The sequence below is a fragment of the Pseudomonas sp. GW821-FHT09E12 genome, from assembly GCF_059416085.1.
In genome coordinates this window covers 334,728-347,949 of sequence record NZ_JBWKOM010000006.1, presented here as the reverse complement: position 1 = coordinate 347,949, position 13,222 = coordinate 334,728, and the positions used below count along the sequence as shown (strand labels likewise).

Here is a 13,222-nt window from a genome sequence, read left to right as displayed (position 1 = left end):
GCTCGTTTTTCCAGGGTGGCGATCAGGGATTCAACTCGCGCACCGGGCGTACCTCGACGCTGCCGACCCGGGCCGCCGGAATGTTGCCGGCGACCTGGATGGCTTCGTTGAGGTCCTTGGCATCGATCAGATAGAACCCGGCCAACTGTTCCTTGGTTTCGGCGAACGGGCCGTCGGTGATCGACAGCCGGTCGCCGCGCATGCGCACCGTGGTCGCGGTCTGCACCGACTCCAGGGCCTCGGCGGCGAGCATCCGGCCGCTGCCTTGCACCGACTCGGCATACGCCATGCACTCGGCGTCCTTCGGGCTCTCCGGCAGGCTGTGCAACAGCTGTTCGTCGCTGTAGACCAGGCATAGGTATTTCATGGGGCTCTCCTCGATCGGGCTGATCAACTATGGCTGCAGTTTCAGGCTTTGGCGAAAAACCCGACGATCAGGGTTGCAGGTCGAACAAGGCGGTGCCGCTCTGCATGTCGAACGGCGCCGACCAGTGTTCGTGGACCACTTTCCACTGGCCGCCCAGGCGCTGGTAACCGGCGGTCACGCGCATCCAGCAGGCCTTGGTCTCGCCCTTGTCGTCGGTGCCGCCGCAGTGGGCCAGCCAGTGGGCGAAGGCGCTGTCGCTGGCGCCGACTATGTGCAGTTGTTCGAAGTCGAAGATGCCAGGGCCAGGGCAGAACTCCATGCAGGCCTTCCAGTGCTCGCGGTAGGCTTGCTTGCCCTTGAATTGCAACGCGGCCACGGCGTCGAACGCGGTGATGTCGTCGGCGTAATAGCTGACGATGCGCTCGATGTCCTTGGCCATCACGGCCTGGCGCCAGGCGTCGATCAGGCTGCGGATTTCGCTTTCGGTGGTTTGGGCATTCATGGCGATTCTCCTTGCGATTGAGTGATACAGGCTCAAGGTGGCCGCCACAGGCGACCGTTAAATCGTGAAGACACCCTTAGTCGTCTGGCCGCCCGGTAAATCGACAGGGCCCGGAAAAAAAACCGGAACCCTGGGCGAAATCGCTAGAATCGCCACTCATACAGCCCACCCTCAGTGCCCGGATATGGACAGCCCAGTGACCACCCGACTCGTGCCTTACGAACAGCTCGACGCCAGGCAATTGCAGCAGCTCGACGCGCTCGAGGTGCACCCGCGGCAGAAGAGTTATTCCGGCGATATCTACACCGCGCTGCATACCCTGCTCAAGGCGCCGGAGCCCGGTATCAAGGGCTTCGCCCTGCTGGCCGAAGAGGTCCCGGTGGCGTTCCTGCTGCTCAAGCGCCCACCGTTCCTGCCCCATTGGGCCGACCCCGACACCGCCACCCTGCATGCCTTGCAGGTCGATCAGCGGGTCCAGGGCCAGGGCTACGGCCGGGCCTGCCTGCAAGCCCTGCCCGCCGCCGCGCGCCAGGCGTGGCCAGAGATCAAGGGGCTGATGCTGTCGGTGGACGCGGACAACGCCGCGGCCTTCAGCCTCTATCTGAAGCAAGGCTGGGTCGACAGCGGCGAGGCCTACAGGGGCCGCATCGGCTATGAACGCCGTCTGGTCCTGATGTTCTGACATTACCCAGGAGAAGCATGATGCTGACCACCCTCGAGCAACTGGAAGCAATCTACGGCCAGCCCATTGAGCGGGCCGTGCGCAAGGAAATCCCCTTCCTCAACCCGGACTACCAGGCCATGGTGCGCGCCTCGCCGCTGGTGATCCTGAGCACCAGCGGCCCGGACGGCATGGACGGCTCGCCCCGCGGCGATACCCCGGGTTTCGTGCGGATCATCGACGAGCGCACCCTGGCCCTGCCCGACCGCCCGGGCAACAACCGCATCGACAGCCTGCGCAATATCGTCAGCGACCCGCGGGTGGCCCTGCTGTTCATCATTCCGGGCATAGGCGAGACCCTGCGGGTCAATGGCCGGGCGCGGATCTCGGCCGAGCCGGCGCTGCTGGACAGCTTCGCGGTGAATGGCAAGCCGGCGCGCACAGTGATCCTGGTGGACGTCGAGGCGGCCTACTTCCACTGCTCCAAGGCCATCGTGCGTTCCGACCTGTGGAACCCCGAGCACTACCTGGAACGCTCGGCCCTGCCCTCGGCCGGCGCCATCCTCAAGCGCCTCTGCGACGGCCAGTTCGACGCCGACCGCTACGACCGGGAAATGCCGGAGCGGGTGCGCAACAGCCTGTATTGAAGGCCCTGCAGGAGCGAAGCTTGCTCGCGATGAAGGCTGACGCAGTACATCAGCCAGACCGCGGCGCGCCTATCGCGGGCAAGCCTCGCTCCTACGCCGCGGCGTTACGACCTGCGTTACGACCTCACAGTTCTAGCACCATCTCGTGCCAGGCCATGCCGCCATGGTCCGACGCCGAAGCCTTGAGATAGACGAAGCCGAAGCGCTCGTACAAGGGCACATGCCGCTCCTTGCACATCAGGTTGATGCTGGCCTTGCCCAGGCCGCGCATGCGCTCGATAAAGGCCTCCAGCAGACGCCGGGAAACCCCCTGGCCCTGATAGTCCGGATGCACCACCACCGACATGATCACCACATGGGGCCCGGCCGGGTCGTGGCCGATCAGTTCCTTGAAGGCCTCGTCGGCCATCTCCACCTCGAAGGCCGCCCCGGAGTTGATGAAGCCGGCCACCACGCCCTCCACTTCGGCGACGATGAAGCCCTCGGGCCAGGTGGCGATGCGGGTGGCGATCTTTTCCCGGGTGGCGGCTTCGTCGCCTTCGTAGGCCAGGGTTTCGATGGCGAAGCAGCGGTCCAGGTCAGCGGCGGCGACCTGACGGATCAACAGGCTGGATAAGGTCATGGGGAACGGATCGGCTATGGGAAATGCCGCCGATCATAAAGTAATAAGGCTTGCATATCGAATGACGGCAAGCCCGTAAAACCTGCGTAGAGTCGCTGTCATCCGCGCGCCGAGCGGGTTATTTATCAGGGCTCAATCAATCCCACCCTGGTCGAGTACGGAAGTCGCCATGAGCAATGTTCAGATCGGTTTGCTGGTGCTGTTCGGTATCAGTGCGTTCGGTTTTGTCACCCTGTCCATCGACCTGTGGCGCGCCCGCCGGCCGAACAAAGGCAAATGACCGGGCCCACCGCGGGCCCGGCCGGTGCTCGCGGTGCGGGTCACTGTTCCTTGAGCGGCAGCCAGATTTCCAGCACGCCCTGGCCGGTATCGGGGTTGAAGTCGGCGCTGTAGCGTTCGAATTCCGGCGCATCGGCGGCTTCGCGCCCGGACTGTGGCAGCCAGGTTTTCCAGATGTACTGGAAGGTCTGCGGCAGGCCCGCAAGCGGCCCCTGGTGCTCGAACACCGCATAGTGCTGCGGCGGCACCTCGACCCAGCGGTACAGCTCGGGCAAATCGTCGAGTTTGCTGATTTCGACCCCGGCGATGTATTCGAACCCGCCCTTGCCGTCGGGGTTGCAGCAGAGGCCGTAGGTCTCCTCCCCGACCTGGCCGGGAACCTTGCCGATATGGGGAATGAAGCGTTTCCAGAGTTCAGGAATGCCCTGCGTCGTCTCGGGAGTGAAACGCCCGCCCAGACCGGCGATCAGCAGAAAGCGCCCCTTCTCGAAACGCGGCACCGGCCCGCTGACCTGTTTTTGCTCATCCATGATGCGACTCCTGCCTGAAAAATGGGTTCGGCAGGGAGTATAGAGGCCAAACAACCCGGATCGCTGGGTCAGAGCGCGGGAAGCTCCGCGACCGCCGCGCCGACGATGAACTCCTGGTAACCGGACAGGATCACGTAGACCGCGAAATAGCAGAAGATCGCCGCAGATGCCAGGTAGGAGTAGCGCAACAATTTGTCGCCCAGCAGCTTGCCGCCCTGGGTCGCGGCAAAGCACAGGCCCACGACCCAGGCCAGACCGGCGCAGAAGAAACCGCTGAGGAACAGCCCGGAACTGAGCAGGTCACCACCGCCGGAACGGGCAATCAGGGTACCGCCCACCGCGGCGAACCAGAGGATCGCGCTGGGGGACGACATGGCCAGGAAAATGCCGCGGAAAAACTCCTTGCGCGGCGAACCGTTGTCCACCTCCCCGGCCTCGGCCAGCACCGCGCTGTGGTGGATCGCCGAATAGATCATCTTCGCCGCGAAGTACACCAGCAGCGCCGATCCGCCGATCCACAGCACCCAGCGCACCGCTTCGTACTGCAGCAGCACGGTCATGCCGGCCAGCGCCAGCACGGCGTAGACCAGGTCACCGACACAGGTGCCCAGGCCCAGGCAGAAACCCTGGAAATAACCACGCTGCATGGCCAGGGTAATCATCGCGATATTGGCCACGCCTATGTCCAGGCACAGCGAAAGGCTCAGCAGAAAGCCGCTGGTAAACTCCATCATTCATCCTGTTCGATGCGGTTGTTCGAGTGGGGGGTATTTAACGCGGGAGGGCCCGGCAAACACAATGCACGGGCTGCGAATCCAGCCTGCATGATGCAAATCCCTGTCCAGGCAACGCCGCTGCCGGCAAAAAATAGTTGTCGCGCCCCTCTGGACAGCCTGGCGCCACAGCCCTTATCGTCTGCCCCCAGGCCACCGCAGTGGCCGACGTCGCTCGGACGGTTCCGGGCGCTCACGTACTCGAGGCAACAATGGCCGAACAAGGTTCGCCGCGCCGCTTTGCGCGCATAGATCGACTCCCCCCCTACGTATTCAATATCACTGCCGAGCTGAAGATGGCTGCGCGTCGGCGCGGCGAAGACATCATCGACTTGAGCATGGGTAACCCCGACGGTGCGACTCCGCCGCACATCGTCGAGAAACTGGTCACCGTCGCCCAGCGCGAAGACACCCACGGCTACTCCACCTCCAAGGGTATTCCGCGTCTGCGCCGGGCCATTTCGCGCTGGTACAAGGATCGCTACGAGGTCGATATCGACCCGGAAAGCGAAGCCATCGTCACCATCGGCTCCAAGGAAGGCCTGGCGCACCTGATGCTCGCCACCCTGGACCAGGGCGACACCGTGCTGGTGCCCAACCCCAGCTACCCGATTCACATCTACGGTGCAGTGATCGCCGGCGCCCAGGTGCGTTCGGTGCCGCTGGTGCCGGGCGTGGACTTCTTCGACGAGCTGGAGCGGGCCATCCGCGGCTCGATCCCGAAACCGAAGATGATGATCCTCGGCTTCCCATCCAACCCTACCGCGCAGTGCGTCGAGCTGGACTTCTTCGAACGGGTGATCGCCCTGGCCAAGCAGTACGACGTGCTGGTGATCCACGACCTGGCCTACGCCGACATCGTCTACGACGGCTGGAAAGCCCCGTCGATCATGCAGGTGCCGGGCGCCAAGGACATCGCGGTGGAGTTCTTCACCCTGTCCAAGAGCTACAACATGGCCGGCTGGCGCATCGGCTTCATGGTCGGCAACCCGGAGCTGGTCAGCGCCCTGGCGCGGATCAAGAGCTACCACGACTACGGCACTTTCACCCCGCTGCAGGTGGCGGCCATCGCTGCGCTGGAAGGCGACCAGCAGTGCGTGAAAGACATCGCCGAGCAGTACCGCCAGCGCCGCAATGTGCTGGTCAAGGGCCTGCATGAGCTGGGCTGGATGGTCGAGAACCCCAAGGCCTCGATGTACGTCTGGGCGAAGATTCCCGAGGCCTACGCGCACCTGGGCTCGCTGGAGTTCGCCAAGAAGCTGCTGGCCGAGGCCAAGGTCTGCGTTTCGCCAGGGGTGGGTTTCGGTGAGTACGGCGACGACCATGTGCGCTTCGCCCTGATCGAAAACCAGGACCGTATCCGCCAGGCCGTGCGCGGCATCCGCGGCATGTTCCGCGCCGATGGCCTGGTGCAGAAAGGCTGATCCGCGTCGCCCTATAAGCAGGCACAAAAAAACCGCAGCGATGCGGTTTTTTTGTGTCCGGCTAATAACCAGCCGACATGATCCTGTAGCCGCTGCCGCAGGCTGCGATAAGGACCGAAGGGCCTTCAGCGCAAGATCGCTACGGCCGTACCGGCCGATCGCAGCCTTCGGCAGCGGCTACAGGGCTCGGGTCAGACCACCAGCGACAGCAGCAGGATGAAGATCAGGCCCACCACCGAGAGGATGGTTTCCATCGCGGTCCAGGTCTTGAAGGTTTCCGCCACGGTCATGTTGAAGTACTGCTTCACCAGCCAGAAACCGGCGTCGTTGACGTGGGACAGGATCAGCGAGCCGGCGCCGGTGGCCAGTACCAGCAGCTCGCGATTGACCCCAGGGATCATGCCGACCACCGGTACCACGATACCCGCGCCGGTGATGGTCGCCACGGTCGCCGAACCGGTGGCGATCCGGATCACCGCCGCCACCAGCCACGCCAACAGGATCGGCGAGATCTGCGCGTTGACCGCCATGTGGCCGATCACGTCACCCACGCCGCTGGTCACCAGCATCTGCTTGAAGCCACCGCCGGCACCGATGATCAGGATGATCGCCGCGGTCGGCGCCAGGCTGGCGTCAAGCAGCTTGAGGATCTGCTTGGAGCCGATGCCCTGGCGCGAACCGAAGGTGTAGAGCGACAGCAGCAAGGCCAGCAGCAGCGCGCTGATCGGGTGACCGATCATGTCCATCCAGATGCGGAAGAAATGCCCGTCCGGGAAGGCCACGTCGGCGAAGGTCTTGAGCAGCATCAGGAACACCGGCAGCAGCACAGTCAGCAGGGTCACGCTGAAGCTCGGCAGGTTGGCCGAGGTGTTTTCGCGCGCCAGCTGGTCCACCAGTTCCTGGTTCGGATGACCCGGGATGTGCTTGGCGATGAAGGTGCCGTAGATCGGACCGGCGATGATCGCGGTCGGCAGGGCTACGATCAGGCCGTAGAGAATGGTCTTGCCGATGTCGGCGCCGAACACGCCGATGGCCAGCAGCGGGCCCGGATGCGGCGGCACCAGGCCATGCACCGCGGACAGGCCGGCCAGCAGCGGGATACCGATCTTGATGATCGACACGCCGGTGCGCCGGGCGACGATGAACACCAGCGGGATCAGCAGCACGAAGCCGATCTCGAAGAACAGCGGGATGCCCACCAGGAAGGCGGCGAACATCATCGCCCACTGCACCCGCTCCTTGCCGAACGAGCGGATCAGGGTCTGGGCGATCTGATCCGCGCCGCCGGATTCGGCCATCATTTTGCCGAGCATGGTGCCCAGCGCGAGGATGATCCCGACGAAACCGAGCACCCCACCGAAGCCGTCCTGGAACGCCTTGATGATCTTGTCCACCGGCATGCCCGACGTCAGGCCGAGGAAACCCGCGGCGATGGTCAGGGCGATGAAGGGATGCAGCTTGAATCGAGTGATCAGCACGATCAGCCCGATAATGGTGACCACTGCGTCTACCAGCAGATAGGTCTCTTGGGACATGCCAAACATGGGGTTGCCTCCGGTTTGTTGTTTTTATTCAAGCGTTAAAAACGTGAGCCGAGTGGGATAGCGCTATCTAGGTGAGCCGAAGCTTATCGGGATGAGTCCAGCCCGTGCTCCAGCCACCAGCCATGGGCCTGTTCGGCCAGCCGGTCAACGCTGTGGATGGTGGCGTCCAATGCCAGGGTCAGGGGTTCGCCCACGGGAGATTCGAGGGTCGCGAACTGACTGTCGATCAGGGTCGAAGGCATGAAATGCCCCGGACGGTGGGCCACGCGATCGGCGGCCACTTGTGGTGTCAATTGCAGGAAAACGAAGCCCAGGCCGGGCGTGGCGCTGCGCAGGCGGTCGCGGTACTTGCGCTTGAGCGCCGAGCAGGTCAGCACCGGACGTTGTCCGGCGGCCAGGGCGCGACGCAACTCGTCGCACAGGCTGTCGAGCCAGCCGGCACGGTCGTCATCGTTCAGGGGAATACCGGCACTCATCTTGGCGATATTGGCGGCAGGGTGGAACGTATCGCCTTCAATGGCCGTGGCGCCGCTGCGCTGGCACAGCGCTTCACTGACGCTGGACTTGCCGCAGCCGGCAACGCCCATGATGACCAGGGCGGTGATGGGTTGACTCATGAAACACCTCAGCGCGCAGACAGCGCTACCTTCGCTCTTCGAAACTCTAGTGCAAAAATAGTTTCTGCCGACGCCTTCTTGTCATTTTTGTGGGTTGCCGCGTATATAGGCCGCGAAACCAAAGAGTGCGGGTCAGGCCGACCGCGCTCACGCATTGCAGCTGTTTCGAGACAGCGCTACCTTAGTGACTTGAATTTTGTTTGGCAAGCCGTCTGATGACCTCCTCCAAGAACGATAAAAATACCCGCACCACGGGGCGCCCTACCCTCAACGAAGTCGCGCGCCTGGCCGGCGTCAGCCCGATCACCGCCTCGCGAGCCCTGCGCGGCATCGACACGGTGGCCACTGAACTGGTGGAAAAGGTGCAGAAGGCCGCCCGCGAACTCAACTACGTGGTCAACCCCGCCGCCCGCGCCCTGGCCTCGGCCCAGAGCCATTCGGTGGTGGTGCTGGTGCCGTCGCTGTCCAACCTGCTGTTCATCGATACCCTGGAAGCCATTCATCAGGTTCTGCGGCCCAAGGGCTTCGAAGTGCTGATCGGCAACTTCCACTATTCCCCCGACGAAGAAGAAAACCTGCTGCGCAACTACATGGCCTACCAGCCCCGCGGCCTGCTGCTGACCGGCTTCGACCGGACCGAAAGCGCCCGACGGATGGTCGAAGCCAGCAACGTTCCCTGCGTCTACATGATGGACCTCAACCCCGAGGCCGGCCTGAACTGCGTGGGTTTCTCCCAGCACAACGCCGGGGAAACCGCCGCCGAGCACCTGATCTCCCGCGGCCGCAAGCGCCTGGCCTATATCGGTGCCCAGCTCGACCAGCGCACCCTGATGCGCGGCGAAGGTTTCCGCCGCGGCCTGGAGAAAGCCGGCCTCTACGACCCGAAACTGGAAGTCCTCACCCCGCGCCCCTCGTCGGTGGGCCTGGGCGGCGAACTCTTCCTGCAGTTGATGCACAGCCACCCGGACGTGGACGCGATCTTCTTCGGCAACGATGACCTGGCCCACGGCGCCCTGCTGGAAGCCATGCGTTGCGGCATCAGGATCCCCGAGCAAGTGGCGGTGATGGGCTTCAACGACCTGCCCGCCTCGGCGCACATGGTGCCGCGCCTGAGCAGCATTAGCACCCCGCGCGAAGCCATCGGCCGCCGCGCCGCGGAACAGCTGCTGACCCTGATGGCCGGCAACAGCGTGGCCAAGCCGGTGGTGGACATGGGCTTCGAGCTGATGGTGCGCGAGAGCACCTGAGCCGCGCTCAGGAACGCAGGCTCAGGGCGCTGAGCAGCACGCCGAAGCCCACCAGCAGAACGCCGAACAACTGGTCGATACGCCGTTTGTAAGCCATGAGCCGGGCCCGGATGCCCGGCGCCGAAAAGAACAGCGCCACCGCCACGAACCACAGCACATGGGCCAGGACAATGATCGCGCCATAGCCGATCTGCACACCCGGCGCGGTACCTGGCTGCATCACCTGCATGAACAGGCTGACCACGAAAATCATGGTCTTGGGGTTCAGCGCATTGGTCAAAAACCCCGTACGCAATGCCACCCACGCCGAGACCCGCGGCGCATCGACCGCTACCTCTTCCTCGACCGCGCGGCTGCGCAGCATGCCGATACCGAGATAAACCAGGTACAGCGCCCCGGCGATTTTCAGCACGCTGAACAGCAGCAGCGATTCCTTGACCAGCAGGCCGACGCCCAACAGCGTGTAGCCGATATGCAGCATCACCCCGAGCCCGATCCCCAGCGCCGTGAACACCCCATGCCGACGCGACAGCACCAGGCTGTTACGCGTGACCATGGCGAAATCCGGCCCCGGGCTGAGCACCGCCAGGATGGTGATGGTGATTACTACTAACAGTTCAGTCATTTTCAAGCGCCTTCGCTATAGAATCCGGCCCATACTTTATGGGCACGAACCGTCACAGAGCGAACGATGAAAACTGACATTCCCGGTGATAAAAACTCACAGACAACCCATCGCCGCCTGCCGCCCCTGAGCGCCCTGCGCTGTTTCGAGGCCGCCGCTCGCCTGGAAAGCTTCACCCGCGCCGGCGAAGCCCTGCACCTGACCCACGGCGCCATCAGCCGTGCCGTCCGCACCCTGGAAGAAGACCTCGGCACACGGCTGTTCGAGCGTCGCAGCCATCGGGTCTTTCTCACCGAGGCCGGCCGCGAATTGCTGCACAGCGTGGAGCATGCCTTCGACCTGATCGACGCCACCGCACGCAAACTGCGAACGCCCGACAAGGCCGCGGCCCTGGTGCTGTCCTGCGAACCGACTCTGCTGATGCGCTGGCTGATTCCACGGATCCCGGCCTTCTTCGCCGCTCATCCGGATATCCCCCTGCAACTGGTGGCCGGCGGCGGGCCCTTCGCCTTTGCTCAAGGCATCGACCTGGCGATCCGCCGCAACGACTTTCCCTGGCCGCCCCACACCCATGCGCAGTGGCTGTTCGATGAAGCCATCGGCCCGGTGTGTCGCCCGGACCAGGCCGTCGGCTGGACCCGCGACGCAAGCGGCAGAGTGCGGCTATCGGATACGGCGCCACGCCTGCACAGCGCGACCCGGGCAGCGGCCTGGGAGCAATGGTTGAACCTCAAGGGAATGCAACAGGCGCCGGGCACGGAGCAGGTCTTCGAGCATTTCTACTTCAGCCTACAAGCGGCGGTGGCTGGGTTGGGGCTGGCCATCGCGCCCTGGCAACTGGTGCGCGACGACCTGGAGTCGGGCCTGCTGGTCGCGCCTTTCGGTTTTATCGCCGACGGCAGCGCCTACTACCTGTTGTCGCCCGAGGCAGTCGACCCGGACTCGCCCGTCGCCCGCTTGCTCGACTGGCTGCGTCACCAGGCGCTGGGCAGCGAGCAGCACGACGCCACCCGCCCGGCCCCATAAGCGGACAGGCTTACGGCCTCACCTCGGCATGAACCTGCGGGGCCAGCGCCGGGTCCTGCCCACCCAGCAACTGCACAAAAGCCTGGGCGGCCTTTTGCAGGGGCTGGTTCTTCAGCCATACCGCGTGCACCGGCAGCAGCAGGCCGTTGTCGATGTTCTTGAAGGTCAGGCGCTTGAGCCGCCCGGCCTTGAGCAAGGGCGCGATCACCGACAGCGGGAAATTGCCCCAGCCAATGCCGGACTCGACCATGTCCAGGGCCATGGCCAGGCTGTCGGTGCGCCAGTAGGACTCGGCGATCAGCGGCCGGGTGTCGCGGATCGGCAGGTCGCGGCTGGCAACCACCACCTGACGCACGTTGACCAGCTCTTCCAGATAGAGGGTGGCGTCCGGCGCCTCGGGTAACGGATGGCGCGCGGAAATGCAGGCGATCATCCGCTCGCTGCCGACGTACTGGAAATACTCCAGGACATTCAGGCTGAGCCCGGCGAAGGCCACGCCGACCGCGATCCGGCCAGTGTGCAGCAGTTGCAACAGATCGTCCTGGGGCGCGCTCAGTACCTCGATGTCGAGCAACGGATGACGCTCGGCGATCAGCTTGATCGCCGCCAGCACCCGGGACTTGTCGATGTCCTCGACCACGCCGATGGACAGCCGGCTTTCCAGCCCCAGGGACAACTCCACCGCATGCACCTGCAGGTGCTTGAGCTGCTCGGCGATCAGCCGCGCGTGGGGCGCCAGGGCATTGGCCATGGCGGTGGGCTCCGGCTCGCGATGGCTGCGATCGAACAGGGGGTAGCCCAGCTCCGCCTCAAGGTTGGCGATACCCATGCTCACCGCCGAAGGCACCTTGCCCAGGGCCCGGGCCGCCGCGGAAAACGAACCGCGCTCGAGCACGGCGAGAAACAACTGGATGCTGTCGCTGGAGAAATTCATGCAGACGCCTGTCTAGAATGTCGACCTATCAATAAACCTGAAAGCTACTGACTTTTTCTGTCAGGGATATTGAAGCTATCTTGCGCCGCATTCGCCAGCCCTTCCTGCAAAAGGAGCGGCCCGGGCCAACGAACGCGGAGGAAAAAAAGCATGCAAGGCATCAAGCGCAAACTGGTTTACGTGTCACTGTTCGAGGTGTTCGGCATGACCTTCTCGGCCCTGGGCCTGGCCTTGCTGTCCGGCACCTCGCCGAGCAGCACCGGCCCGCTGGCAGTGGTGATCACCAGCATCGCGGTGACCTGGAACTTCATCTACACCAGCCTGTTCGAGCGTTGGGAAAGCCGCCAGGTCTCGCGGACCCGCACGGTCAAGCGGCGGATAGCCCATGCCGTGGGTTTCCAACTGACGCTGATCCTGTTCCTGATTCCGTTGATCGCCTGGTGGATGCACATCAGCCTGGTGCAGGCCTTCCTGCTCGACCTGGCACTGATCCTGTTCATCCCCTGCTACACCTTCGTCTTCAACTGGCTGTTCGACCGGGTCTTTGGCCTGCCGGCGTCGGCGCTGCCAGATCCTGTCTGAGGCCAGAGTGCAAATCGGTATCGCCTAAGACCGGCGCCGCTGTTAGATTTCCAGGGCCCTTCACCCGCCAAGGAAAGCTTGCATGGGAACCCTGAGAATTCTCGGTAAAGCCTCGTCGATCAACGTCCGAAAAGTGCTGTGGACCTGCGAGGAACTGGGCTTGCCCTACGAACGCGAGGATTGGGGCAGCGACTTCCAGTCGACCCACACACCGGAGTTTCTCAGGCTCAACCCCAACGCCCAGGTGCCGGTGCTGGTCGATGACGCTGGCGCGCTGTGGGAATCCAACAGCATCTGCCGGTACCTGACCGGCAAGGTCGCCGGGCAACGGCTACTGCCCAGTGAACCCCGAGCTCGGGCCTTGGTTGAACAATGGATGGACTGGCAGGCCACGGAGCTCAATCCGGCGTGGAGCTACGCCTTCGTCGCCCTGGTCCGGCAGAACCCGGACTTTCAGGACCCGCAGCGGATCGCCGCCGGCCTTCGCGGCTGGAACGCCAAGATGGCCCTGCTCGAACAGCAACTGGCGAGCAGCGGCGACTATGTGCTCGGCGAGCAGTTCAGCCTGGCCGATATCGTCCTCGGGCTGTCGGTGCATCGCTGGATGATGACGCCCATGGAGCGCCCCGACTTCCCCGCCATCGCCGCCTATTACGCACGGCTCAGCGAACGCCCGGCCTTCCTGCTGCATGGACGCAATGGCATTCCCTGAATCGTCCTTTTCTTCTGCAGGAGCGAGGCTTGCCCGCGATAAGGCCATGACAGGCGCCACCCAACTCGATCCCTGAATCGGTGTTGCGATCAAGGGCGCTTTCGCGGGCAAGCCTCGCTCCTACGGAAGC

At 64.0% G+C, this 13,222-nt stretch carries 16 protein-coding genes; 7 read left to right on the top strand and 9 right to left on the bottom strand.

All coding sequences use genetic code 11. The features are described from left to right. Positions 1-22: 22 nt before the first annotated feature. The gene (locus AC07PQ_RS19875; protein WP_493186058.1) at positions 23-367 is read right to left on the bottom strand and encodes a YciI family protein; all 345 of its coding nucleotides are present in this window, start codon (positions 365-367) and stop codon (positions 23-25) included. A 67-nt stretch (positions 368-434) separates the two neighbouring features. Continuing rightward, on the bottom strand, positions 435-869 hold the full coding sequence (locus AC07PQ_RS19870) for a YybH family protein (protein ID WP_007925144.1): 435 nt from the start codon (positions 867-869) through the stop codon (positions 435-437). Between the two features lie 196 nt (positions 870-1,065). On the opposite strand from AC07PQ_RS19870, the gene AC07PQ_RS19865 reads away from it, so the two are divergent. Continuing rightward, on the top strand, positions 1,066-1,551 hold the full coding sequence (locus AC07PQ_RS19865) for a GNAT family N-acetyltransferase (RefSeq protein ID WP_037034506.1): 486 nt from the start codon (positions 1,066-1,068) through the stop codon (positions 1,549-1,551). Positions 1,552-1,571: 20 nt separating this feature from the next. Continuing rightward, complete coding sequence (locus AC07PQ_RS19860; RefSeq protein ID WP_007925141.1) at positions 1,572-2,177, top strand: pyridoxamine 5'-phosphate oxidase family protein; 606 nt, start codon at positions 1,572-1,574, stop codon at positions 2,175-2,177. A gap of 124 nt (positions 2,178-2,301) precedes the next feature. Here the strand turns inward: AC07PQ_RS19860 and AC07PQ_RS19855 are convergent, their stop codons facing one another. From AC07PQ_RS19855 to AC07PQ_RS19845, 3 genes are all read right to left on the bottom strand, one after another. Then, entirely contained in the window at positions 2,302-2,799 is a 498-nt protein-coding gene (locus tag AC07PQ_RS19855) for a GNAT family N-acetyltransferase (protein WP_009045201.1), read from the bottom strand. A 320-nt stretch (positions 2,800-3,119) separates the two neighbouring features. Beyond that, on the bottom strand, positions 3,120-3,608 hold the full coding sequence (locus AC07PQ_RS19850) for a GyrI-like domain-containing protein (protein ID WP_007925135.1): 489 nt from the start codon (positions 3,606-3,608) through the stop codon (positions 3,120-3,122). A 68-nt stretch (positions 3,609-3,676) separates the two neighbouring features. Continuing rightward, positions 3,677-4,339 carry a LysE family translocator gene (locus tag AC07PQ_RS19845; RefSeq protein WP_007925134.1) on the bottom strand — a complete coding sequence of 221 codons (663 nt, stop codon included), beginning with the start codon at positions 4,337-4,339 and terminating at the stop codon, positions 3,677-3,679. 254 nt (positions 4,340-4,593) lie between these two features. On the opposite strand from AC07PQ_RS19845, the gene alaC reads away from it, so the two are divergent. After that, a complete protein-coding gene (gene alaC, locus AC07PQ_RS19840; RefSeq protein WP_007925133.1) occupies positions 4,594-5,805 on the top strand; it encodes an alanine transaminase in 1,212 nt (403 codons plus the stop codon). Positions 5,806-5,996: 191 nt separating this feature from the next. Here alaC and AC07PQ_RS19835 read toward each other — a convergent pair whose 3' ends face one another. Together AC07PQ_RS19835 and AC07PQ_RS19830 are read right to left on the bottom strand one after the other, a co-directional pair. Continuing rightward, positions 5,997-7,349, bottom strand: coding sequence for a GntP family permease (locus AC07PQ_RS19835; protein WP_007925132.1), 1,353 nt, complete (start codon positions 7,347-7,349; stop codon positions 5,997-5,999). An 83-nt stretch (positions 7,350-7,432) separates the two neighbouring features. Next, positions 7,433-7,966, bottom strand: a complete 534-nt coding sequence (locus AC07PQ_RS19830; RefSeq protein WP_007925131.1) for a gluconokinase — start codon at positions 7,964-7,966, stop codon at positions 7,433-7,435. Between the two features lie 215 nt (positions 7,967-8,181). Between AC07PQ_RS19830 and gntR the strand changes: the two genes are divergently transcribed. After that, positions 8,182-9,213, top strand: coding sequence for an HTH-type transcriptional regulator GntR (gntR, locus tag AC07PQ_RS19825; RefSeq protein ID WP_007925129.1), 1,032 nt, complete (start codon positions 8,182-8,184; stop codon positions 9,211-9,213). Positions 9,214-9,220: 7 nt separating this feature from the next. Here the strand turns inward: gntR and AC07PQ_RS19820 are convergent, their stop codons facing one another. Further along, positions 9,221-9,838 (bottom strand): LysE family transporter, encoded by a 618-nt coding sequence (locus tag AC07PQ_RS19820; RefSeq protein WP_007925126.1) that lies wholly within the window; start codon positions 9,836-9,838, stop codon positions 9,221-9,223. A 66-nt stretch (positions 9,839-9,904) separates the two neighbouring features. On the opposite strand from AC07PQ_RS19820, the gene AC07PQ_RS19815 reads away from it, so the two are divergent. Continuing rightward, positions 9,905-10,864, top strand: a complete 960-nt coding sequence (locus AC07PQ_RS19815; RefSeq protein ID WP_493186059.1) for a LysR family transcriptional regulator — start codon at positions 9,905-9,907, stop codon at positions 10,862-10,864. A gap of 10 nt (positions 10,865-10,874) precedes the next feature. Here the strand turns inward: AC07PQ_RS19815 and AC07PQ_RS19810 are convergent, their stop codons facing one another. Beyond that, a complete protein-coding gene (locus AC07PQ_RS19810) occupies positions 10,875-11,798 on the bottom strand; it encodes a LysR family transcriptional regulator (protein WP_493186060.1) in 924 nt (307 codons plus the stop codon). A 150-nt stretch (positions 11,799-11,948) separates the two neighbouring features. Here AC07PQ_RS19810 and AC07PQ_RS19805 point away from each other — a divergent pair, with 150 nt between their 5' ends. Next, positions 11,949-12,380: a PACE efflux transporter gene (locus AC07PQ_RS19805; protein ID WP_009045208.1), complete on the top strand. Its 432-nt coding sequence runs from the start codon at positions 11,949-11,951 to the stop codon at positions 12,378-12,380. Between the two features lie 82 nt (positions 12,381-12,462). Continuing rightward, on the top strand, positions 12,463-13,092 hold the full coding sequence (locus AC07PQ_RS19800) for a glutathione S-transferase family protein (protein ID WP_493186061.1): 630 nt from the start codon (positions 12,463-12,465) through the stop codon (positions 13,090-13,092). The last annotated feature ends 130 nt before the right edge of the window (positions 13,093-13,222 follow it).

Bases quoted from the DNA above. Each gene is read 5' to 3' on its own strand.
- AC07PQ_RS19830 (WP_007925131.1), bottom strand. From the start codon at position 7,966: ATGAGTCAACCCATCACCGCCCTGGTCATCATGGGCGTTGCCGGCTGC.
- AC07PQ_RS19800 (WP_493186061.1), top strand. From the start codon at position 12,463: ATGGGAACCCTGAGAATTCTCGGTAAAGCCTCGTCGATCAACGTCCGA.
- AC07PQ_RS19815 (WP_493186059.1), top strand. From the start codon at position 9,905: ATGAAAACTGACATTCCCGGTGATAAAAACTCACAGACAACCCATCGC.
- AC07PQ_RS19820 (WP_007925126.1), bottom strand. From the start codon at position 9,838: ATGACTGAACTGTTAGTAGTAATCACCATCACCATCCTGGCGGTGCTC.
- AC07PQ_RS19810 (WP_493186060.1), bottom strand. From the start codon at position 11,798: ATGAATTTCTCCAGCGACAGCATCCAGTTGTTTCTCGCCGTGCTCGAG.
- AC07PQ_RS19860 (WP_007925141.1), top strand. From the start codon at position 1,572: ATGCTGACCACCCTCGAGCAACTGGAAGCAATCTACGGCCAGCCCATT.
- AC07PQ_RS19845 (WP_007925134.1), bottom strand. From the start codon at position 4,339: ATGGAGTTTACCAGCGGCTTTCTGCTGAGCCTTTCGCTGTGCCTGGAC.
- AC07PQ_RS19850 (WP_007925135.1), bottom strand. From the start codon at position 3,608: ATGGATGAGCAAAAACAGGTCAGCGGGCCGGTGCCGCGTTTCGAGAAG.
- AC07PQ_RS19805 (WP_009045208.1), top strand. From the start codon at position 11,949: ATGCAAGGCATCAAGCGCAAACTGGTTTACGTGTCACTGTTCGAGGTG.
- AC07PQ_RS19875 (WP_493186058.1), bottom strand. From the start codon at position 367: ATGAAATACCTATGCCTGGTCTACAGCGACGAACAGCTGTTGCACAGC.
- AC07PQ_RS19870 (WP_007925144.1), bottom strand. From the start codon at position 869: ATGAATGCCCAAACCACCGAAAGCGAAATCCGCAGCCTGATCGACGCC.
- gntR (WP_007925129.1), top strand. From the start codon at position 8,182: ATGACCTCCTCCAAGAACGATAAAAATACCCGCACCACGGGGCGCCCT.
- alaC (WP_007925133.1), top strand. From the start codon at position 4,594: ATGGCCGAACAAGGTTCGCCGCGCCGCTTTGCGCGCATAGATCGACTC.
- AC07PQ_RS19835 (WP_007925132.1), bottom strand. From the start codon at position 7,349: ATGTTTGGCATGTCCCAAGAGACCTATCTGCTGGTAGACGCAGTGGTC.
- AC07PQ_RS19855 (WP_009045201.1), bottom strand. From the start codon at position 2,799: ATGACCTTATCCAGCCTGTTGATCCGTCAGGTCGCCGCCGCTGACCTG.